The organism is Pseudooceanicola algae, assembly GCF_003590145.2.
Classification (GTDB): Bacteria; Pseudomonadota; Alphaproteobacteria; order Rhodobacterales; family Rhodobacteraceae; genus Pseudooceanicola; species Pseudooceanicola algae.
This window is the reverse complement of the sequence record NZ_CP060436.1, coordinates 1,433,910-1,455,174: the sequence shown is the minus strand read 5'-3', so window position 1 is coordinate 1,455,174 and position 21,265 is coordinate 1,433,910. Positions and strand designations below refer to the sequence as shown.

General features: G+C 63.2%; 16 protein-coding genes and 1 tRNA gene. 10 read left to right on the top strand and 7 right to left on the bottom strand.

What is annotated here, in order from left to right:
* Nucleotides 1–53 precede the first annotated feature (53 nt).
* The 3 genes from PSAL_RS06900 to PSAL_RS06890 are packed head-to-tail and all read right to left on the bottom strand — an operon-like array spanning nucleotide 54 to nucleotide 2,763.
* Entirely contained in the window at nucleotides 54–884 is an 831-nt protein-coding gene (locus PSAL_RS06900) for an ABC transporter permease (RefSeq protein ID WP_231388637.1), read from the bottom strand.
* Entirely contained in the window at nucleotides 884–1,711 is an 828-nt protein-coding gene (locus PSAL_RS06895; RefSeq protein WP_119838327.1) for an ABC transporter ATP-binding protein, read from the bottom strand. The genes PSAL_RS06900 and PSAL_RS06895 overlap by 1 nt, the downstream gene beginning before the upstream one ends.
* Nucleotides 1,708–2,763: an ABC transporter substrate-binding protein gene (locus PSAL_RS06890; RefSeq protein WP_119838326.1), complete on the bottom strand. Its 1,056-nt coding sequence runs from the start codon at nucleotides 2,761–2,763 to the stop codon at nucleotides 1,708–1,710. The genes PSAL_RS06895 and PSAL_RS06890 overlap by 4 nt, the downstream gene beginning before the upstream one ends.
* Before the next feature lie 265 nt (nucleotides 2,764–3,028).
* On the opposite strand from PSAL_RS06890, the gene PSAL_RS06885 reads away from it, so the two are divergent.
* Complete coding sequence (locus tag PSAL_RS06885; RefSeq protein ID WP_119838325.1) at nucleotides 3,029–3,931, top strand: LysR family transcriptional regulator; 903 nt, start codon at nucleotides 3,029–3,031, stop codon at nucleotides 3,929–3,931.
* Between the two features lie 444 nt (nucleotides 3,932–4,375).
* Here the strand turns inward: PSAL_RS06885 and PSAL_RS06880 are convergent, their stop codons facing one another.
* Together PSAL_RS06880 and secG are read right to left on the bottom strand one after the other, a co-directional pair.
* Nucleotides 4,376–6,019 (bottom strand): CTP synthase, encoded by a 1,644-nt coding sequence (locus PSAL_RS06880; RefSeq protein ID WP_119838323.1) that lies wholly within the window; start codon nucleotides 6,017–6,019, stop codon nucleotides 4,376–4,378.
* A 196-nt stretch (nucleotides 6,020–6,215) separates the two neighbouring features.
* Entirely contained in the window at nucleotides 6,216–6,602 is a 387-nt protein-coding gene (secG, locus tag PSAL_RS06875) for a preprotein translocase subunit SecG (protein WP_119838322.1), read from the bottom strand.
* 271 nt (nucleotides 6,603–6,873) lie between these two features.
* Between secG and PSAL_RS06870 the strand changes: the two genes are divergently transcribed.
* Together PSAL_RS06870 and PSAL_RS06865 are read left to right on the top strand one after the other, a co-directional pair.
* Complete coding sequence (locus tag PSAL_RS06870; RefSeq protein WP_119838321.1) at nucleotides 6,874–8,169, top strand: adenylosuccinate synthase; 1,296 nt, start codon at nucleotides 6,874–6,876, stop codon at nucleotides 8,167–8,169.
* Between the two features lie 110 nt (nucleotides 8,170–8,279).
* Nucleotides 8,280–8,546 carry a DUF2842 domain-containing protein gene (locus PSAL_RS06865; RefSeq protein WP_119838320.1) on the top strand — a complete coding sequence of 89 codons (267 nt, stop codon included), beginning with the start codon at nucleotides 8,280–8,282 and terminating at the stop codon, nucleotides 8,544–8,546.
* Between the two features lie 142 nt (nucleotides 8,547–8,688).
* Here the strand turns inward: PSAL_RS06865 and PSAL_RS06860 are convergent, their stop codons facing one another.
* Nucleotides 8,689–11,847, bottom strand: coding sequence for a valine--tRNA ligase (locus PSAL_RS06860; protein ID WP_119838319.1), 3,159 nt, complete (start codon nucleotides 11,845–11,847; stop codon nucleotides 8,689–8,691).
* Nucleotides 11,848–12,181: 334 nt separating this feature from the next.
* Between PSAL_RS06860 and PSAL_RS06855 the strand changes: the two genes are divergently transcribed.
* Together PSAL_RS06855 and PSAL_RS06850 are read left to right on the top strand one after the other, a co-directional pair.
* Nucleotides 12,182–14,476: a xanthine dehydrogenase family protein molybdopterin-binding subunit gene (locus PSAL_RS06855; RefSeq protein ID WP_119838318.1), complete on the top strand. Its 2,295-nt coding sequence runs from the start codon at nucleotides 12,182–12,184 to the stop codon at nucleotides 14,474–14,476.
* Nucleotides 14,457–15,518: a DUF2235 domain-containing protein gene (locus tag PSAL_RS06850; protein WP_119838317.1), complete on the top strand. Its 1,062-nt coding sequence runs from the start codon at nucleotides 14,457–14,459 to the stop codon at nucleotides 15,516–15,518. The genes PSAL_RS06855 and PSAL_RS06850 overlap by 20 nt, the downstream gene beginning before the upstream one ends.
* Nucleotides 15,519–15,661: 143 nt before the next feature.
* On the opposite strand, the gene metF is transcribed toward PSAL_RS06850, so the two are convergent.
* Nucleotides 15,662–16,528 carry a methylenetetrahydrofolate reductase [NAD(P)H] gene (metF, locus tag PSAL_RS06845; RefSeq protein ID WP_119838316.1) on the bottom strand — a complete coding sequence of 289 codons (867 nt, stop codon included), beginning with the start codon at nucleotides 16,526–16,528 and terminating at the stop codon, nucleotides 15,662–15,664.
* Nucleotides 16,529–16,616: 88 nt separating this feature from the next.
* On the opposite strand from metF, the gene PSAL_RS06840 reads away from it, so the two are divergent.
* The 5 genes from PSAL_RS06840 (at nucleotide 16,617) to PSAL_RS06820 (ending at nucleotide 21,210) form a co-directional block, all read left to right on the top strand.
* Entirely contained in the window at nucleotides 16,617–17,543 is a 927-nt protein-coding gene (locus PSAL_RS06840; RefSeq protein WP_119838315.1) for a LysR family transcriptional regulator, read from the top strand.
* A 171-nt stretch (nucleotides 17,544–17,714) separates the two neighbouring features.
* Complete coding sequence (locus PSAL_RS06835; protein ID WP_119838314.1) at nucleotides 17,715–18,503, top strand: inositol monophosphatase family protein; 789 nt, start codon at nucleotides 17,715–17,717, stop codon at nucleotides 18,501–18,503.
* A gap of 151 nt (nucleotides 18,504–18,654) precedes the next feature.
* Nucleotides 18,655–18,738: transfer RNA gene (locus PSAL_RS06830), tRNA-Leu, on the top strand.
* A gap of 140 nt (nucleotides 18,739–18,878) precedes the next feature.
* Nucleotides 18,879–19,841 carry a tyrosine-type recombinase/integrase gene (locus tag PSAL_RS06825; RefSeq protein WP_119838313.1) on the top strand — a complete coding sequence of 321 codons (963 nt, stop codon included), beginning with the start codon at nucleotides 18,879–18,881 and terminating at the stop codon, nucleotides 19,839–19,841.
* A gap of 379 nt (nucleotides 19,842–20,220) precedes the next feature.
* Nucleotides 20,221–21,210, top strand: coding sequence for a DNA adenine methylase (locus tag PSAL_RS06820; protein WP_119838374.1), 990 nt, complete (start codon nucleotides 20,221–20,223; stop codon nucleotides 21,208–21,210).
* Nucleotides 21,211–21,265: the final 55 nt, after the last annotated feature.

The window sequence follows — 21,265 nt, the reverse complement described above, 5'->3', positions numbered from 1 at the left end:
GGGGCGGAGGCCGTGGTGGCCGCCGCGCGGGATCTAGGAAAGGCGGTAAGGGATCATTCGGGACGCCAGCGCAGAAACACGCGCTCGGCCAGCGCGACCATGGCGAAAAGGAAGACCGACAGGCCCGACGACAGGATCACCGTCGCGTAAAGCAGGCCGGAGCGGTAGTTGAAGGTGGCCTCGATGATCAAGGCGCCCAGCCCCTTGTCAGAGCCGATCCATTCCCCGACCAGCGCCCCGATCACACAGGTGGTGGCGGCAATGCGCAGGGCAGAGAACAGGTAGGGCAGCGAGGCGGGCAGGCGGAATTTCCAGAAGACCTCGGCCGGGGTGGCGGAACAGATCCGCGCCAGCTCCAGCATCTGGGGCGACAGGGACCGCAGCCCGCGCACCATGTTCACAAGCGTCGGGAAGAAGGAAATCAGCGCCGCGATCACCACCTTGCCGGTCATGCCGGGGCCGAACAGCAGCACCAGGATCGGCGCGACGGCCAGGATCGGGATCGTGTTCACGAAGACCGCCAGCGGATAGAAGGCCTGTTCGGCGGTGCGCGAATAGACAAAGACCGTGGCCAGGATGACGGCGATGATGTTGCCAAGGGCAAAACCGGCAAGGCTTTCGATCAGGGTCGGCCACAGATTGGCCAGCAGGTTGTCCCAGTCGCTGATCATCACACCGACCACCTGGGTCGGGGCGGGCGCGATGTAGGAGGGCACCTGAAGCCAGGTCACCACGCCCTGCCAAAGCAGGATCAGCGCCGTGACCGTGGCAATCGGGATCATCGTCGCGCGCAGGCTGGCCCGGCGGGAGGCGCGGCGCTCGGCCCGGATATCATCATCCAGCTCTTGCGCGGTGGGGGTGTGGGAAGACGTCGCCATGGTCATCAGCAGGTCTCCAGTACGCGCCGCAAGCGGCCGCAATAGGCGTTGAATTCAGGGGTTTCCCGGATGTCGATATTGCGGTGGCTCAGCTCGATCCGGGTCAGGTCGCGGACCCGGCCGGGGTGTGCGGCCAGGGTCAGCACATGGGTGCCAAGGAAAACCGCTTCGGAAATCGAATGGGTGACGAAGGCGACGGTCACGCCGCTGTCGCGCCAGATATCCAGCAGTTCAAGGTTCAGGCGGTCGCGGGTCATCTCGTCCAGCGCACCGAAGGGTTCGTCCATCAGCAGCACCTTGGGCTTGCAGATCAGGGCGCGGGCAATGGCGACGCGCTGGCGCATCCCACCGGACAGTTCATGGGGCAGAGCCTTTTCGCGCCCCTCCAGGCCGACCATGCGGATCAGGCGGCGCGCGTCGTCTTCGGTCGCGTTGATGGCAACGCCGCGCTTGCGTCCGGTTTCCAGCGGCAGGCAGACATTGGCCAGTACCGACCGCCAGGGCAGCAGGGTCGCATCCTGGAAGACAAAGGCGAATTCCCGCGCCAGGCGCGCCTCTTCGGTCGGCTTGCCATGGATCGTGACCTCGCCCCGATCCGCCGGCACCAGATCCGAGATCAGCCGCAGAAGGGTCGATTTTCCGCAGCCCGAGGGCCCGAGGATCGAATAGAAGCCGCCCTGTTCCAGGTCGACCGAGATGTCCTGCAAGGCGACGAACCGGTCAAAGCGGACCTGGGCATTGCGCAGGGAGACAGCGTGACCGCTGTCCCCCGTTCCTGTGGCCGAGGTCAGGGCCGAGCTTGTGGTTGGGGCCTGGTCCAGCACGGCGCTCATCCGATCTTCGGACGCTGGGCTGCCGTGGCTTCAAGCACGTCGAGCGTGGCCACGTCTTCGACCTTGGGCGCGCCATCGGGAAACTGGCCAAGCTGGTCGTAGATCTCGATCTGCGCCGCCCACGTTTCCAGGTCCATAGCGCCCCAGCCGCTGTCGGCAGTGGTGCCGTTGAAGGAATAGTCCAGCACCAGTGGCACCGCCTGAAGCTCTGCCTCGAGGCTCAGGTTGGAATAGCGCGCCACCAGCATTTCGGCGGCCTTTTCGGGGTTTTCGCGGGCCCAGCCCCAGCCCTTGGCGATGGCCCCAAGCGCGGCGGCGACAAAGTCGAAGTCTTCCTCGAGGCTCTTGTCGGTGACGTAGTAGGGATTGGCGTAAAGCTGGATGCCGGCATCCCAGAGGGACAGGTCGACGCGCTCGTCCCCGAGGATCGACAGGGCGTTGACGTTGGTGGTCCAGCCGGTGATCGCATCGACCTGGCCGGTCATCAGCGGGGTCATGTCCGAACCGATGATCTGGATTTCCAGATCGTCCTGCGAGATATTGTTGTAGGCCAGAAGCGCGTCCAGCAGGATGCGTCCGGTGGCCTGGGTGCCGATCCGCTTGCCGATCATGTCCTGAGGCGTGCGGATGGCGCTCTTTTCCAGCGAGAAATAGGTATAGGGGTGTTGCTGGTACCCGGCGGCGATGCATTTCACCGGAATGCCCTGGCTGCGCGCCATCATCAGCGACGGGCTGGAGGACAGCTGACCCATGGAGGCGCGTCCGGCGGCCACGGTGGCCACGCCGTCGATATTGGGACCGCCCGCGATCACGTCCAGCGCGATGCCGGCATCGGCGAAATAGCCAAGCTCGTCCGCGCAGATTTCGCCAAGAATGCCGTTGGAGGCAAGCCAGCCCAGTTGCAGGTTGAGGCTGCGCAGCCCATCGGCGCGCAGCGGACCGATATGCAGCATCGACCCGGCGGCCAGAGCGCCGCTGCCGGCCAGGAAGGCGCGGCGGGAAAGCTTGCCGGAAAGTCTGTCCGAAAGGCGGTTTGCGGAAAATTCTGTCATTTCAAATCCTCGCTGTTGGCTGGATGGGCATCTCTCTTGGATGCTCTTTCTCCGAGGATAGGCACGGGGCACTGCAAGGGCATAGGATTAAAACTTGCCCGCAGTGGTGCATTTTTTGCCTCGCCCCCCGGGGCTGGTCTGCGGCAGGCTTGCGGGGCAGGCGTTGCAAGGCCAGATCTGATGGCGGCAAATGCGCGCCTTTGGGCATGGTTCGGATAGATGCGTAATTTCGGGGCAGTTTGACCCCACGGGGAGGACAGAGAAGATGCACAGTGTATTCCTGCGCTATGTCGACGAGGTCGCGCGGCAGGGGTCGATCCGGCGGGCGGCCAATGTGCTGAACGTGTCCTCGACCACGGTGAATCGCAAGATCCTGTCGGTCGAGGAAGAACTGGGCGTGCGCCTGTTCGAACGCCATCCCGAGGGGGTCGAGATGACATCGGTCGGGCGGGTCATGGTCGAACACTGCCGCCGGACCCTTTATGATTTCCAGAACGTGCGGCGCCTGATCGAGGACATCCGCGACATGCGCAGCGGGCATATGGTGATCTACTCCATCGACGCCTTTGCCGGGCGCATCCTGCCGGCGGCGATCAACAGCTTTTCGGAGCAATATCCCGGAATTTCCTTCAGCGTGGTCAGCGCCGAACGTGACCAGATTTCCGAGGCGGTGATTTCGGGCAAGGCGGATCTTGGAGTGACGCTATACTGTCGGGACCTGCCGCCGGGCGTGCGGATCCTGTCCGAGAAGCTGGCCCCGATCGGTGCGCTGATGCGTCCCGATCACCCGCTGGCCGAGCGCCCCAGCCTGACTGTCGAAGAGTTGGAGGGCTATCCGCTGCTGCGTTCGATGGATGCGGAATCCCGGACCTCGGTGCTGGATCGGGTGGCTCAGGGCGCGGCGATGCAGACAAAGCTGGTGGCCAATAACCTAAACCTCGCCAAGGCGATGATCGTGGCGAACCGGGGCATCGGGATCTACACAAGGATCGGGTTTCTGGACGAAATCGATCGCGGAGAGATCCACTTTGCGCAGATCGTCGCGCCGGAATTGATGCAGAACACAATTGGCTGGATTGCGTCCGACTCTGCCGGAATCGGCCCGGCAAAGCACATGTTCGCCGCCTGCCTCGACAAGGTGATCCGGACGCTGGATCTGACCGGCTGAGGCTTTGGGTCGGTGGGAGTTGGGTGAAATGGAAAAGACGGCCCGCCCGGAAAGGGGAGCCGTCTTTTCGGAAGTCTTCCAGGCGCCGGCAAGGGCACCCGGGGGGTCAGAGGACGAAGCCGACGATGGCCAGAACGATAACAACGAGGCCGACGAGGTAGATAATGGAATTCATGACTCTCTCCTAAAATTCGGGAGGGCGGGGTCTTCGCCGCGTCTCCTGCTTCACGTGTTCTGCGGATATAACGGTGCAGGGGCGAAACGGTTCCGTCGGGCGGTGCGCTTGGGTCACGATTTCGACTGAAGAGAGAGTTTGGGGCGAGGTGCCGGGGGGCTCTGCCCCCACGCCGGACCGCAGGCCTTGCCTGCGGTCCGGCGTTCCCCCGGGATATTTGGAACAGGGAAACCTTTGCAGGGGTCTCCTCGGCCCGAGCCAGGCGCAGGTCACACCAGGCGCGAGACGTCCTTGGCAGCGCGGACGAAGTCGGCAAAGAGCGGATGCGGCGCGAAGGGTTTGGATTTCAGTTCGGGGTGGAACTGGACGCCGATGAACCAGGGGTGGTCCTTGACCTCGACGATTTCGGGCAGGCGGCCATCGGGGGACATGCCCGAGAAGGTCAGGCCGCATGTTTCCAGTTGCTCGCGGTACTTGATGTCGACCTCGTAGCGGTGGCGATGGCGTTCCTCGATCGTGGTGGATTTGTAGACCTGCGCCACCTTGGAGCCTTCGGCGAGATTGGCGGTATAGGCGCCAAGGCGCATGGTGCCGCCCTTGTCGTCATCGACGCGGCGTTTCACGGCATGGTTGCCGCGCACCCATTCCTTGAGGTGGTAGACCACGGGTTCAAAGCGTTTCTGGCCGGATTCGTGGTCGAATTCCTCGGAACCGGCGGTTTCGATATTGGCCAGGTTGCGGGCCGCTTCGATCACCGCCATCTGCATCCCGAGGCAGATCCCGAGGTAGGGGATCTTGCGGGTCCGGGCGAACTGGGCCGCCTTGATCTTGCCCTCGGTGCCGCGTTCGCCGAAGCCGCCGGGCACCAGGATCGCATGGTAGCCTTCGAGGTACGGGGCGGCGTCTTCGTGATCGAAGACCTCGGCGTCGACCCATTCGACATTGACCTTGATCCGGTTCGACATGCCGCCGTGCACAAGGGCTTCCTTGATCGACTTATAGGCATCTTCAAGCTGCGTGTACTTGCCGACGATGGCGATATTGACCTCGCCATCGGTGTTGTAGATTCGGTCCTGCACATCCTGCCAGACCGTGAGGTCGGGTTTCGGCGCCGGCGAGATGCTGAAGGCATCCAGAACCGCCTGGTCAAGGCCTTCACGGTGATAGGCCAGCGGGGCCTCGTAGATCGATTTCAGATCGTAGGCGGCAACCACATGTTCCTTGCGCACGTTGCAGAACAGGGCGATCTTTTCGCGTTCCTTTTCCGGAATTGGCTGTTCGGAGCGGCAGACCAGAATGTCGGGCGCGATGCCGATCGACTGGAGCTCCTTGACCGAGTGCTGCGTCGGCTTGGTCTTCAGTTCGCCGGAGGCCGCGAGGTAGGGGAGCAGCGTCAGGTGCATGAAGATGCATTCGCCGCGCGGCTTGTCGTGGGAAAACTGGCGGATCGCCTCGAAGAAGGGCAGGCCTTCGATGTCGCCCACCGTGCCGCCGATTTCACAGAGCATGAAATCGACCTCGTCATCACCGACGTGGAGGAAATCCTTGATCTCGTTGGTGACATGGGGAACCACCTGGATCGTCTTGCCGAGGTAGTCGCCGCGGCGTTCCTTTTCCAGCACGTTGGAATAGATCCGTCCCGAGGAGACGGAATCGGTCATCCGCGCCGCCACCCCGGTGAAGCGTTCGTAGTGGCCGAGGTCGAGGTCGGTTTCGGCGCCGTCGTCGGTGACGAATACCTCGCCATGTTCGAAGGGGGACATCGTGCCGGGATCGACGTTGAGGTAGGGGTCGAGCTTGCGCAAGCGGACCGAGAAACCGCGCGCCTGGAGGAGGGCTCCGAGCGCAGCGGAGGCCAAGCCTTTACCAAGGGACGACACGACGCCGCCCGTGATGAAAATATATCTGGCCATGTGCTCTGGCTCCCGTGAGTGGTCGTGCGATGACGGCGCAAAAGCGCGATTCAGAATGCCCAAAGCAGCCCGATGGACCGCAGCATCACGGGATTTGACCGATAACAGATTCGGAGGGATTGGGCAACCGTATCCGCAAGATGCTGACCCGGGCACAGGCTGCGCCGCAAGGTCTTGTGGATGTGCGGGGTCGGCCTTAGTCGGCCGAGGGGGTCAGGCTGCTTGGGTCCGAGGTACCCGCAGAGGGCGGCAGCAGGCTGCTGTCGTCCGGGGTGTCGGCGGGGTCGGTCGTTTCGGCGGGCGCTTCCGCAGCGGGGGCCGTCAGGTTGCCGATCCGGTCCAGAACCGAGCTGCCGGCGGACTTTTCGGCCGCGATGATGGTCAGCGCCAGCGAGGTGATGATGAAGGCGCCGGCAAGCACCCAGGTGGTGCGCGACAGCATTGTCGCCGCAGACCGGCCCGAGACCGCGCCGCCGTCGCTGCTACCCATGCCGAGGCCGCCGCCTTCGGAGCGTTGAACCAGGACGACGCCGATCAGCGAAAGCGCGAGGATCAGGTGGATGATGAGGACGACGTTTTCCATCTTGGACCTTCGGAGCTTCGGCGCGGATCGTTTCGGCGCTGGTTCGCATTCATGACAGCCGCTTGGACCGGGGACCAACGGCAGGATGGGCGGGTTCTAGGACAAGTGCCCCCCGCTCGCAAGGTGAAATAGGCATGCAGGCCCGGGGCAGCAAGGGCAGGACCGGCCACCAGCCGCGGGATTTGCGCGGGCCCGGAGATTCCGGTTTCGCCGGGCCGGACGCTTCGCTATACCGGCGCGGGTTTACCTGCCAAGTCGAAAGGACCGGGAAATGGCCAATGTAGTTGTCGTCGGCGCCCAATGGGGTGACGAGGGGAAGGGCAAGATCGTGGATTGGCTCAGCGAGCGCGCGGATGTGATCGCGCGGTTCCAGGGCGGCCACAATGCCGGCCATACGCTGGTCATCGACGGTGAGGTCTTCAAGCTGCATGCGCTGCCCTCGGGCGTGGTGCGTGGCGGCAAGCTGTCGGTCATCGGCAATGGCGTGGTGCTGGATCCCTGGCACCTGCTGAAGGAGATCGCGACCATTCAAGGCCAGGGTGTCGAAATCACTCCCGAGACGCTGATGATCGCAGAGAACACGCCACTGATCCTGCCGATCCATGGAGAGCTGGATCGCGCCCGTGAAGAGGCCGCCGGCAAGGGCACCAAGATTGGCACGACCGGGCGAGGCATCGGGCCCTGCTATGAAGACAAGGTCGGGCGCCGCGCGATCCGGGTCGCCGATCTGGCGGATCCGGCAACGCTGGAAGCCCGCGTCGACCGCGCGCTGACCCATCACGATGCGCTGCGTCTCGGCCTCGGGATGGAGCCGGTGGACCGTGCGGCCCTGATCGCGAGCCTGCAGGAGGTTGCAGCCCAGATCCTTCCCTACGCCGCCCCGGTTTGGAAAGTGCTCAACGAGAAGCGCAAGGCAGGCAAGCGGATCCTGTTCGAAGGCGCCCAGGGCAGCCTGCTCGACATCGATTTCGGCACCTATCCCTTTGTGACCTCCTCGAACGTCATCGCGGGCCAGGCGGCGACCGGTGTTGGCATGGGCCCCGGAGCGATCGATTTCGTGCTGGGTATCGTGAAGGCCTATACGACCCGCGTCGGCGAAGGTCCTTTCCCCACGGAACTGCTGGATGAAGATGGCCAGCGTCTTGGTGAACGAGGGCACGAGTTTGGCACCACCACGGGGCGCAAGCGTCGCTGCGGCTGGTTCGATGCCGCGTTGCTGCGCCAGACGGTGGCGACCAGCGGGATGAATGGCATCGCGCTGACCAAGCTCGATGTGCTCGACGGGTTCAAGGTGCTGAAGATCTGCGTGGGCTATGATCTTGACGGTGTGCGGCAGGATTACCTGCCGACCGCCACCGAAGCTCAGGCGCGCTGCACCCCGATATACGAGGAGCTTGAAGGCTGGAGTGAATCGACTGAAGGCGCGCGCAGCTGGGCGGATCTTCCGGCGGCCGCGATCAAGTATGTGCGCCGGGTAGAAGAACTGATCGATTGCCCGGTTGCGCTGCTGTCGACCAGCCCCGAACGCGAAGACACGATCCTGGTCACCGACCCCTTCTCGGATTGAGGGCGGGCGGGCAGGGGCTCTGCCCCTGGGCGACAGGCTGCAGGCAGCCCGTCGCCCACCCCGGGATATTTGAAACAGGGAAACGCCGAAAGCGGCGTGGGAGGCGGAGCATGGCACTGAGTTACAAAGCGCGCCGCAGGTGGTCGCTGTTGATCCTGGTGGTGGGACTTCCACTATATATCGTGCTGGCGGTGACGATCATCGGGCTGTTTGAACGCCCGCCGATCCTGATCGAACTGCTGGTCTACGTCGTGCTTGGTCTGCTTTGGGCGGTGCCGTTCAAGTTGGTATTCTCCGGCATCGGCAAGGCGGATCCGGATGCCGCACCCGAAACGGGCAAGCAAGCGGCTGTCGATCAGGATCAGAGTCGGGGCTAAATGGGAACGATGTCGTGCCGCGCGGGCGGCTTAGTCCCGGTCGTGCAAATTTGGCACCATACCCCAGGTTTCCCTGTTCCAAATATCCCCGCCGGAGGCGTCGGGCCGCCTGCAACAAGCGGCCCGTGCAGGCTTGCTATTTTCAGCCGAGTTCCGCCATCCGAGCAAGAGCGCCCTGAAGCTTGGCTTCTTCGTCCTGCCGGGCGGCAAGGTTTTCGCGGGTTTCCTCCACCACTTCGTCAGGGGCCGAGGCGACGAAGGCGGGGTTGTTCAAGCGCCCGGCCATGCCACGGATTTCCTTGGCCAGCTTTTCCAAGCTCTTTTCCAGCCGGACCTTTTCCTCGGCCACGTCGATGATTCCGGCCAGTGGCAGGCCGAAGGTCGCGCCCTCGGCGGGCAGGGTGATCGTGCCTTTCGGGAAATCGGCAACCTGCTCAAGGCTCTCGATCCGCGCGAGGCGCTTGATCAGCGTTTCGTTGCTGTTCCATGCGGCCTGGGGGGCGTGGGAAAGTTCGGTCGCCAGCAGCGGCACATAGGACCCGGCGGGCACATGCATCGTGGCGCGGGCCGAGCGGATGTCCTCGATCAGCGAAATCACCCAGTTCATCTCGCGATCTGCCGCGGCGTCGATCAGCGTGGCGTCATAGGCAGGCCAGTCCTGCAGCATCAGCAGGTTGGGGCGCGGGGCGGTGACCTGCCAGAGCTCTTCGGTGATGAAGGGCATGATCGGGTGCAGCAGGATCAGGCATTGGTCGATGACCCAGCCCATGACCTTCTGTGTCTCTTCCCGTTCGGGCGCGCCTTCGGTCAACAGCGGTTTGGCAAGTTCGACGTACCAGTCGCAGACCTTGCCCCAGACAAAGGCGTAAAGCCCCTGGGCGGCCTCGTTGAAGCGATAGTCATTCAGGGCGGCATCGACGGTTTCGCGGATGCGGGCAGTTTCACCGATGATCCAGCGGTTCACCGTCGCCGTCGCTTCGGGCAGCTCACCCGAGGGCGCGCCGGCTTCGTAGACGCCGTTCATCTCGGCAAAGCGGGTGGCGTTCCAGAGCTTGGTTCCGAAGTTGCGGTAGCCCTTGATGCGTTCCTCGGACAGCTTCAGCACCCCACCGATCGCCGCCATGGAAGTATTGGTCATGCGCAGCGCATCGGCCCCGTATTGATCCACGATTTCCAGCGGGTCGATGACGTTGCCGGTGGTCTTGGACATCTTCTTGCCCTTCGCATCGCGGACAAGCTGGTGCAGGTAGACGGTGTGGAAGGGTTCCTGATCGACGACGGCAAGCTGCATCATCATCATCCGGGCGACCCAGAAGAACAGGATGTCCTCGCCGGTGATCAGCACCGAGGTCGGGAAATAGCGGGCGAGTTCCGGGGTTTGCTGCGGCCAGCCGAGCGTGCCGATCGGCCAGAGGCCGGACGAGAACCAGGTATCCAGCACATCCGCATCGCGCCAGACCGGGTAGACCAGCCTGGTCGGATCCTGCGTGGCGGTGAACTGTGCCAGGCTTTCGGCCAGCATCTGCTGGGCTTCCTTGCGGTCCGCCACCTCGACGATGCGCGCGTGCGAGATGGGCGAGGGCGTGTCGGCGATCTCGTCCCGGAAGGTCTCGACCACGCTGTCGAAGGACGCGCCGCAGGCCTGCACGGGCCCCATGTGCGCGAGGTGTTCGTCGACGAAAAGCGTCAGCATGTCGACAAGGTCCATGTCCCCGTCGCCGCCCTGTTTCAGCGTGCCGAGGTCGAGCCCGTACCACACGGGGATCTGATGCCCCCACCACAGCTGGCGCGAGATGCACCAGGGCTCGATATTCTCGAGCCAGTGGAAATAGACCTTTTCGCCCGATTCCGGCATGATCTTCGTGCGCCCCTCGCGCACGGCGTCCAGCGCCGGGGCGACGATCTGCGCGGTATCGACGAACCACTGGTCGGTCAGCATCGGTTCGATCACGACGCGGGAGCGGTCCCCGAAGGGCTGCATGATCGGTTTCGCCTCGACCAGCGGAACGGGCCGGGCGAGATCCTCTTCGCTTGGTTCCTCGCCCTTCTTCGGCTTGGGCGTACCAAGGCGAGGATCGGCGGCGGTGGTCATGACCGCAAGGCCGGCGGCGTTGATGTCGGCCACGACCGCTTCGCGCGCCTCGGCGCGGTCCATGCCGCGATATTTCTCGGGCACGAGGTTCAGGCTGTCGATCTCCATCTCGCCGGCATCCGCCCCTTCGGCGATCTGACGGGCGCGGGCGACGCAATCTTCATAGGGCAGGCCATCGGCGCGCATGTGGCCACGCGTGTCCATCAGGCGATACATCGGAAGGCCCGCGCGCTTGGCGACCTGATAGTCGTTGAAATCATGCGCGCCAGTGATCTTCACCGCACCCGAGCCGAAGGTGGCGTCAGGGTATTCGTCGGTGATGATCGGGATCAGCCGGTCGCAGAGCGGCAGATGCACCATCTTGCCGACGATGGGCGCATACCGGGCGTCTTCGGGGTGCACGGCCACGGCGCCGTCGCCCAGCATCGTTTCGGGCCGCGTCGTGGCGATCGAGATATAGTCGCGTTCCTCGGACAGGATGACCGCGCCATCTTCGTCCTTTTCGACATAGGTATAGGTTTCGCCCCCGGCGAGCTTGTACTTGAAATGCCACATGTGGCCCGCGACTTCGGCATTCTCGACCTCGAGATCGGAAATCGCGGTTTCGAAATGCGGGTCCCAGTTCACCAGACGCTTGCCCCGATAGATCAGGCCCTTGTCGTACATGTCGACAAAGACCTTGATGACCGCATCGTGGAAATCGGCGGAATTCTCGTGCCCGGTGCGGGGATCGCCCGGTGCGCCGGCCATGGTGAAGGCGTTGCGCGACCAGTCGCAGCTGCTGCCAAGGCGCTTCAGCTGGTTGACGATGGTGCCGCCGTACTGGCCCTTCCAGTCCCAGACCTTTTCGAGGAACTTCTCGCGTCCCATCTCGCGGCGGGTTTCGCCACCCTGGGCCGCCAGCATCTTTTCGACCTGAAGCTGTGTGGCGATACCGGCGTGGTCCTGGCCGGGCTGCCAGAGCGTGTCGAAGCCGCGCATCCGGTGCCAGCGCACCAGGATGTCCTGCAGGGTGTTGTTGAAGGCATGGCCGACGTGCAGCGCCCCGGTCACGTTGGGCGGGGGGATCATCACGCAGAAGCTTTCGGCAGGGGAGCCGTCTGCTTTGGGCTTGGCATTGGCGCCGGCCTTGAAGGCCCCGGCGTCTTCCCAGGCGGCGTAGATGCGCGCCTCTGCGGCGGCTGCGTCAAATGTCTTGTCCATGGCCATGTCGGTTCCCCGTCTTGCAGCGCATTCCTGTCAGGCGTCGGGATACGGAATTTCACCGGAAAGGGAAAGAGCATCCCGTTCCGCCCCCGCCTTCCGGTTGGGCAGCGGCGGCGTTTGGCTGGCGTCTGGCCTGCGCCGGGTGGCGGAATTGGCCGGGCCGCGCCACATGGTGTCGGACGGGTCTGGACAGGGGGGCGCGAAAGGCTAGTGTCCCCCTGTCGGGACCGGGCCTTGGGTGGCCCGAAGCAGCCCCATGCAATTGCCCGACCGTCAGCAGGTATTTATCAAGACCCCAAGCCCGTCAGCAGGCCAGGTCAGTCAGAAGGATCGTGTCATGGACAAGTTCGGAAAAAGCCAGCCGGTCAAGCGCACCGAGGACATTCGTTTCGTCACCGGCAAGGGGGTCTATGTCGATGATATCGCTCCGAAGGATGCGCTGCATGCGATCTTCTTCCGCTCGCCCGTCGCCCATGCCGCGATCACCGGCCTGAACCTTGACGAGGCTCGCGCCCTTGACGGTGTCCATGCGGTGCTGAGCGCGGCCGATCTGGCCGAAGGCGGGCTGACCCTCGGGCTGTCCTCGACCCAGGCCAAAAACCGCGATGGCAGCAAGGGGTCCGATCCCCGCTATCCGATCCTTGCGGAGGGGCGGGTACGCTTCGTCGGTGAACCCCTCGCGCTGATCCTGGCCGAGACCCCGGCCGCCGCCCGCGACGCACTTGAACTGATCGAATTCGATTACGACGACCTGCCGGTGCAGATGGCCCTGGGCGATGCGGTGACCGACCTGCATCCCGAGGCGCCGGGCAACCGGGGTGTCGATTTCTGCATGGGCGATCCTGAGGCGATGCAATCGGTGATGGATCAGGCCGACCACGTCGTGCGCGCCAGTCTTGTCGACAATCGCGTCATGGTCGTCGCGCTGGAGCCGCGCGGCTGTTTCGCCGAATGGGATGGCAGCCGCATCCACCTGTCCTATAACGGGCAGGGCGTCTGGGCCCCGAAAAGGGAACTGGCCCGCCTGCTTGGTCTTGAGCCCGAGATGGTGCGCGTCACCCATCCGGACGTTGGCGGCGGTTTCGGCATGAAGGCCAAGCTTTACCCCGAATATGCCGCCTGCGCCTTTGCCGCCCGCGCCCTGGGACGCCCGGTGCGCTGGATCGCGGATCGGACGGAATCGATGCTTGCCGACAATGGCGCCCGCGATCTGGACCACGACATTGCCCTGGCCTTCGACAAGGATCTGAAGATCACCGGCTATCACGTGAAGACGAAATACAACCTCGGGGCCTATAATTCCAACTTCGGCCAGATGATCCAGAGCACGCTGTTCACCAAGGTCTTCACAGGCGTCTACGACATCCCCGAGGCGCTGCTGGAGGCCGAGGGATATTACACCAACACCACCCCCACGGATGCCTATCGCGGCGCCGGCCGCCCCGAGGCGATCTTTGCGCTGGAACGCATGATGGATTACGCCGCGCGCGAACTGGGCGTCGACCCGTGGGAGTTGAAGCGACGCAACTTCATCCAGCCGGGCAACTTCCCCTATCGCAGCTATTCGGGCGAGCTTTATGACGTGGGTGATTTCCCCCGACTGCTGGACCGCGCGGCCGAAGAAGCCGACCTGAAGGGCTTTGCCACGCGGCTGGAAGCCTCTCAGGCGGCGGGAAAACTGCGCGGCATGGGGCTTTGTTATTATATCGAAAGCATTCTGGGCGATGCTGAGGAAACGGCAAAGGTCGAATTCCTGAAGGATGGCACGGTGAATATCTATGTGGGCACACAGTCGAACGGGCAGGGTCACGAGACCGTCTATGCCCGTTTCCTGTCTGACCAGACCGGCATCCCGATGGAACTGATCAGCGTCATTCAGGGCGACAGCGACTTGATCGCCAAGGGCGGCGGGACCGGCGGGTCGCGTTCCGTCACCACGCAAAGCAATGCGACGCTGGCGGTGACCGGGCAGATCATCCAGGTCTTCACGGATTTCCTCGCCGAAAAGATGCAGGTCGCCCCCGAGGACGTCAGCTTTGACGACGAAAGCTTCCGCATCAAGGGCTCGAACGCCGCGCCGACCATGCTGGACGTCGCCGAAATGGCGGCCGAGGCCGGGCGCAGCGATCTGTTGACCCATGAAAGATCCGCGACGCTGCCGGGCCGTTCCTATCCTAACGGGGTCCATGTGGCCGAGGTCGAGGTGGATCCCGACACCGGCGCCGTCACGCTGGAACGCTACACGGTCGTCGATGATTTCGGCAATCTCATCAACCCGGTGCTGGCCGAAGGGCAGGTGCATGGCGGGGTGGTGCAAGGCCTTGGGCAGGTCCTGATGGAAAACGCCGTCTACGACGCGGATGGCCAGCTTCTGACCGCCAGTTTCATGGATTACGCCATGCCGCGGGCCGATGATGTGCCGATGATCGGCTTTACCTCGGTGCCGGTGCCTTCGACCGCCAATCCCATGGGCATGAAGGGCTGCGGCGAGGCGGGGACCGTCGGTTCCATGGCGGCCGGGGCCAATGCCGTGATGGATGCGCTGATGCGGCGCGGGGTGCGCCGGGCGGACATGCCTTTCACCCCGGCGCGGGTCTGGAAGATGCTGCAAGATGCTGACACGGCTGCGTAGACGAATACTTGTCGGGCTGCGCCCGCCCTGGCTGCGCCGCAGGCGCCGCCGTCCGGGGGGCAAGCTGCGCGATCCGGTTCTGCATGTCATCGTGCTCGACGGCACCATGTCGTCACTGGAACCGGGCGAGGAAAGCAATGCCGGGCTGATTTACCGGATGCTGACCGACCAGGCCGGACCGGGGCTGTCGGTCTATTACGAGGCGGGCATCCAGTGGCAAAGCTGGCGGTCCACCCTGGACGTGCTTCTGGGCCGGGGGATAAACCGGCAGATACGGCGCGCCTATGGCTGGCTGGCGTCGCGCTATCGACCCGGTGACCGGATCATGCTGTTCGGCTATTCGCGCGGGGCCTATGCGGCGCGCTCGCTGACCGGAATGATCGACCGGGTCGGCCTGTTGCGGGCCGAACAGGCGACCGAGCGCAATGTGCGTCAGGCCTATCGCCTGTATCAGGATGGGGGCGATCCGCTGACATGCGATGCCTTTCGCCGCGCCTTCAGCCATGAAACGACCCAGATCGAGATGATCGGCGCCTTTGACACGGTAAAAAGCCTCGGCTTGCGGCTGCCTTTCCTGTGGCGGATGGCCGAGACCAAGCACGGGTTCCACAATCACGCGCTCTCGGCCTGCGTGAAATCGGGCTTTCACGCGCTGGCACTGGAAGAAACCCGGCAGGTCTACGCCCCCGTCATGTGGCAAAGCGATCCCGCCTGGGCCGGACGACTGGAACAGGTCTGGTTCGCGGGCACCCATGGCGATGTCGGCGGTCAGCTAGGTGGTTTCGAGGCGGCGCGCCCGCTGGCGAATATACCGCTGGTCTGGATCCTCGGGCAGGCCGAGATGCGCGGCCTGCCGCTTCCCGATGGCTGGCGGGGGCGCTTTCCGATGGATGTCGATGCGCCCTCGGTCGGGCAATGGAGCGGCTATTCCAAGCTGTTCCTGCTGCGCCGGCAAAGGAGTGTCGGCGCCGATCTTTCGGAGCGCCTGCATGACAGCGCCCTGGCGCGCGGCAGCTATCCCACGCAGGGGCAATTGGCCTGAAAAAGGGCCGGGGCCGGTAAAAAGGGCCGGGCCGGTAAAAAGGGCCGGGGCCGGTAAAAAGGGCCGGGCCGGTCGTGGCTCGGCGTGTCCTTGTCCTGGGGGCCGGCTGACGGAAGGGCCTCTGACCCCCCTGGCGTCAAATCCTACGCGACGTTTTCCAGCTTGCCCTGCGGAGTGACGCCAAGGGCATGGCAGACATCGCGGGTCAGCTCGGGCTTGTTCAGCGTGTAGAAATGCAGGTCCTGGACACCCTCGGCCAGCAACTTGTCACACATTTCGGTGCAAAGCGCAGTGGCCAGAAGGTCGGCGCGCTCGTCGCGGTCGGCCTTCTCGAAGGCCTCGGCCAGCCAGGCGGGGAAATTGGCACCACAGCCCTTGGCAAAGCGCTGCATGCCCTTCCAGTTCTCGATCGGCATGATGCCGGGCACGATGGGCTTGTCGATCCCGGCCTTCACGCAGGCATCGCGGAAGCGCAGGAAGGTGTCGGTCTCAAAGAAGAACTGGGTCAGCGCCTCGTCCGCCCCGGCCTGGAATTTGCGCGCCAGATAGGCGACATCGGCCGCTGTCTCGGCGCTTTCGGGATGCGGTTCGGGGTAGGCGCCGACGCGGATGGTGAACTTTCCGGTCTGAGCAAGCGCCTCGACCAGATCGACGGAATTCGCAAAGCCACCGGGGTAGACGGAAAACGCGCCTTCGCCCTTGGGGGGATCGCCCCGCAGGGCGACCAGTTCGGTCACGCCGGCCTCGGCGAAGCCGTCGGCAATCGCCAGGGTCTCTTCCTTCGTGGCATTGACGCAGGTCAGATGCGCGGCGGTGTTCAGCCCCATGTGCTTGTGCAGCGTCGCCACTGCGTCGCGGGTCAGGTCGCGGGTCGTGCCGCCGGCGCCGTAGGTCACCGAAACGAACCGCGGGTTCAGCGGCGCAAGGACGTTGACCGTATCCCAAAGCCGGAACGAGGCCTCGAGATTTTTCGGCGGGAAGAATTCGAAGGATACGGCGGGCGTCGTCATCTGGAACCTCTTTGGAGTTGGTCTCTTGTGGCAAACCCGGCGAAATGAGACAACTTCATAAAATTCACGATCATCATGAGGTCGACCCATGCATATTGAATTGCGCCACCTCAGGACCATCCGGGCGATCCACGAGTCCGGCGGCCTGGCGCGGGCCGCAGATCTGCTCAGGATAACCCAAAGTGCGCTATCACACCAGATCAAGGGGCTGGAGGATCAGGCGGGGATGGAGCTGTTCGTGCGCCGGACCAAGCCGATGCGCCTGTCGGCGGCCGGATTGCGGATGCTGCGCGCCGCCGAACGGGTCCTGCCCGAGATCGAGGCGATGGAAGCCGAATTCGAAGGCCTGCGCGACGGCAGCGCCGGGCGTCTGCATATCTCGCTGGAGTGCCACGCCTGTTTCGAATGGCTGCTGCCGGTGCTGGAACTGTTCCGCCATGCCTGGTCCGACGTGGATATCGACATCCGGCCCGGCCTGGCCTTCCAGGGGCTGGAGGCGCTGGAGCGCGAGGTAGTCGATGTGGTTATCACTTCGGACCCCGAGGACATTCCCGGCCTGACCTTCGCGCCGCTGTTCGACTATTCCCCGGTCTTTATCTGCGCCGCCGATCACCCGCTGGCTGCGAAGCCCTTTATCGAGGCCGAGGATCTGCAGACAGAGACCTTGCTGACCTACCCGGTCGATCGCGGCAAGCTCGATGTCTACAAGATGCTCATGGACCCGGCGGGCATCGATCCGGCCGCGATCCGTCAGGTCGAACTGACCGAGGTGATCCTGCTGCTGGTTGCCTCGGGGCGCGGTGTGGCCGTGCTGCCCGACTGGGTCACGCGCAAGATCCGCAGCAGTGCGGATTTCGCCATCCGGCCGCTGACCTCGGGCAAGGTGACGCGGCGCATGTATGCCGCTTGCCGGGCCGACGAGGCCGCAAAGCCCTATATGGCGCATTTCACCCGGCTCGCGCGTACCGAAGCGGTCAAGCTGCAACGCGGGGCCGAACCGCCTACGGCGGGCTAGACATCCCCCGCAAGCTCGGGCTGTCGCCCTTGCGTCACCCCGGGTCGACAAGCTGGCGCACCACAGGGGCCGGGTAGGCGGCGCCAGCCTTGAAACCTGCTCTTGGCAAGGCGGTTTACGCGGTCTATACGGCCTTTTCGGATCTCGCCCCCCGATCTACGGAGCCCCCAGATGACTTTCAGCGCCAATCTCAACATCATGATGAAAGCCGCCCGCAAGGCCGGCCGGTCCCTCGTCAAGGATTTCCGCGAGGTGGAGAACCTTCAGGTGTCGATGAAGGGCGCCGGGGATTTCGTCAGCCGCGCGGATGTCGCCGCCGAGAACATCCTGAAGGAAGAACTGATGGGCGCCCGGCCCACCTATGGATTCCTGGGCGAGGAGGGCACCTCCATCGCGGGCGAGGACCCGACACGACGCTGGATCGTCGATCCTCTGGACGGCACCACGAACTTCCTGCACGGGTTGCCGCATTGGGCGATCTCGATCGCGCTGGAACACAAGGGCCAGATCGTGTCCGGGGTGATCTACGACCCGGCCAAGGACGAGATGTTCATGGCTGAAAAGGGCGAGGGCGCCTGGATGAACGACATGCGGATCCGGGCTTCGGGCCGAACGCGGATGATCGAATCGATCTATGCCACGGGGCTGCCTTTCGGGGGCCGGGCCGATCTGCCCGAAACCCTGAAGGACCTGTCGCAGCTGTTGCCGGTCTGTGCCGGGGTGCGGCGCTGGGGCTCGGCCGCGCTGGACATGGCCTATGTGGCCGCGGGGCGCTATGACGGGTTCTGGGAACGCCGCCTGAACGCCTGGGACATCGCCGCCGGGATCGTCATCGTGCGCGAAGCGGGCGGGTTGATCCAGCCGCTGAACCCCGAAGGCGACATCGTCTCTGACGGCGAAGTGATCTGTGCCAACGAGGCCCTGTTCGACAAGTTCTCCAAGATCATCCGCCGCGCCTGATCCCTGTCGGCTTCTTCTTCTTTTTCTTCCGCGCGCGCCTGTGCGCGTGAAAGGCAGGCTGCATCACGGCCCGGACTTCCGGGCCGGCAGGGCGGGCGCTGCGTCTTTACTCTGCCGGGCGGGCCACTATTGTGCGGCCACCCGGAAACGGGCCCGCGTGGTGGAATGGTAGACACAGAGGACTTAAAATCCTCAGGCGCAAGCCGTGCCGGTTCGAGTCCGGCCGCGGGTACCACCATAGCAGCAGGATGCAATCGACGCTGTCGCAGAGCGTTGCAAATATGGCTCCTAGCCTAATGTGTATCGCAAAAAGGTTGCATCTGAAGGCCCTATGTTCGCATTTCATTACGCAGAAATTCCGCAGGATGCGTAAACGTGGCTTCGATTCGGAAACTGGCCAAGGGGTGGCGCGCTGAGATCGCCCGCAAGGGTGTTCGCGCCTCGAAGGTATTCCCAACACAACGGGAAGCCAAGGACTGGGCTGCCCGACAGGAATACCTGATCCTCAACCGCGAGGCTGTCGCTGCCGCTACACTCTTCGGCGACGTGCTGGAGCGATACGCCAGGGAGGTCTCTGTCACCAAGCGCAGCGAAGTTTGGGAGGTCCGGCAAATCGACCGGCTCAAGCGCTCTGACCTGGCCCGCAAGATGGTGGCCGATCTGACGGCCGAGAATTTCGCGAGTTGGCGGGATGGTCGTTTGCGCACGGTGCAGGCTGCGACGGTGAACAGGGAAATGAACCTGCTGTCCGCGGTGATGACTCAGGCGCGACGCGAGTGGGGGATGATCAAGACCAGCCCCATGTCCGACGTGCGCCGCCCCACGGCCCCGCACAAGCGCGAACGACGGCCGTCGAAGGATGAGTTGGACCGCCTGGCCTTCGTGGCTGGCGAGGATCTGACGCGGGCGCAGGCCCGCGCCCATGCTGCCTTCCTGTTCGCGATCGAGACCGGCATGCGGGCGGGCGAAATTTGCGGCTTGCGGGGGGCTGACCTGGACCTCGAGCGGCGCGTTGCGCGGCTGCACCTGACGAAGAATGGGGCGGGCCGCGACGTGCCCCTGTCGAAGGAAGCGGTGCGACTTCTGGAAGCGCTACCGAAGGCGGAGCCTGTGTTCGGGATGACCTCGGCCCGGTTGGATGCAAACTGGCGTAAGCTGCGCGGCTTGGCGGCTATTGAAGGGTTGAACTTCCACGACTCCCGGCATGAGGCGATCACGCGGCTGTCGCGGAAGCTGGATCCTTTGGCCCTGGCAAAGATGGTGGGGCACCGGGATATCAAGATGCTGATGATTTACTATGACGAAACGGCCGAGGAGTTGGCCCGACGTCTGGACTAGCATCCGGCGCGTGAGAGCGAGATGATGATGGAAGTAGGGCGGAAACCGGACCTCCGTTGCGAGTGCGAGCCGATCATGGCGATGCTGATAGAGCGGACTTTCGGCCAGCGATTCATACGCGGCTTGGTGATGTGCTACAGATCACATACAAGGGCTCATACGCCTAAATGAACTTAGCAGGGCACATTCTAGTCTGGGTTGCGACAGATGCCCTAACCAACTGGCTCTGGTGCAACAGTTAGCTTAAACTCGATGTCATGCAACAGGATCCAGTATGAAACCTCAAGTAATACCAGACGACTCACTAACCGTCACAAAGCATTCACATCTCACAAGACCCCCTCTGGATCAGATAGGCATGTTCCCTGAGATCAGGTACATGGGCTCCAAGAAGCGTTTGTTGCCCTGGATCCATGACGTGTTGAGTACTCTTGAGTTCGAAACAGCTCTAGATGCTTTTAGCGGAAGTACATCAGTTGCTTACCTACTGAAATCTATGGATAAACGTACAGTTTCCTCTGACTTTCTGAACCTATCGAGCACTATCGGAAAGGCTCTTATCCAGAACAACTCTGTCCATCTTGACGGTCCTGCCATGAAAACCCTCATGTCACGGCCTGCGAACACACATAACTTCATCGAAGAGACGTTCTCTGGGATTTTTTATACCGATGCCGATCTTAGATTCCTTGATCGCATCTCGTGCAACATTCGCCAGCTCGACAACACCCATCAGCAGGCCCTCGCTATGTCGGCCTTAATGCGATCCTGCGCCAAACGGCAACCACGCGGGGTTTTCACGATCTCGGGGGATCTTTCCAAGTACGATGATGGCCGCCGGGACCTTCGGTTGTCCGTTGAAGAACACTTTTTCGAGCAAGTAGAGGCGTTCAACGAGGCTGTGTTTTCGAACGGCCGCCGAAACCATGCACAACGAAACGATGTGTTTAAGGTGGCGACCAAAGGCATTGATCTAGTCTATCTGGATCCGCCTTACGTCCCGCGCGCTGACGATAACTGCTACATCAAGCGCTACCATTTCTTGGAGGGGTTGTCCTGCTACTGGCAAGGACTGGACATCGACTACTCCACCAAAGTGCGAAAAATACCAAAGAAGTTCACCCCCTTTAGCTATCGCAAGGAAGCCGTGGATGCGTTCAGGCGCCTTTTCGCGCGTTTCAAACATCAGACGATCGTCCTATCCTATAGCTCCAATGGATATCCTGATCTGGACGAGCTCACATCTCTCATGGGCGAGACCAAACGAGATGTTCGAGTGTTCCGTCGTGATCACACCTATCACTTTGGGACGCATAGCAAGGTGAAACGCGCAGCCGTAGAGGAATACCTCATCGTGGGTCAGGTATGAGACCCGTCGTTCAGCACTTCGATGACATAATTGCCAGTTTATCGCCACTTGAGGC